This is a genomic window from Saccharothrix xinjiangensis (assembly GCF_039527585.1).
Classification (GTDB): Bacteria; Actinomycetota; Actinomycetes; order Mycobacteriales; family Pseudonocardiaceae; genus Actinosynnema; species Actinosynnema xinjiangensis.
In genome coordinates this window covers 1-507 of the sequence record NZ_BAAAKE010000109.1, presented here as the reverse complement: position 1 = coordinate 507, position 507 = coordinate 1, and the positions used below count along the sequence as shown (strand labels likewise).

Annotated in this window: 1 protein-coding gene; it reads right to left on the bottom strand. The window is 75.3% G+C overall.

Annotation, left to right across the window (positions count from 1 at the left end):
* The coding region (locus ABD223_RS43460) for a S66 peptidase family protein (protein WP_486374878.1) at positions 1-507 on the bottom strand (507 nt) is incomplete at both ends.

Sequence of the window (507 nt, the reverse complement as noted above, 5' to 3'; positions counted from 1 at the left end):
ACCCGCCAGGGGCGATTGTCCAGGCCGTGGCCGACGGGCAGCCCGTGGTAGAGCGGCACGCCCAGCGGGGCCAGGGTCTCGGCGATGATGGCCTCCAGCGGGGTCGCGTCGAAGGCGCTGCACCCCTCGAAGGTGCCCAGGCAGATCGCGCCGGCGGCGTCGAGGGCGCCGCCGTGAACCAGCTGCCAGAGGGCCCGCTCCAGGCGGTAGTAGGGCTCGCCCACGTCCTCGAGCACCACCAGGGCCCCGGCAGGCGCATGAAAGGCCGCCGGTGTCCCCGCCAGGCTCGCCAGGGTGATGAGGTTGCCGCCCACCACCGGGCCCGCCAGGCGTGCGGGGGCCTCGCCCCAGGGGCGGAGGGGCAGGCGCTGTTCGGCAGGCCCGCCTATCAGCGTCAGGGTCTCCTCGAACTGTCGGCGGACAAGGGCGCGGGCCTGCGCGTCGTCCTCCAGGAGTCTGCCCGCCGCCTTGACCACCGGGCCGTGGATGGCCGGCAGCTCCTGGCCG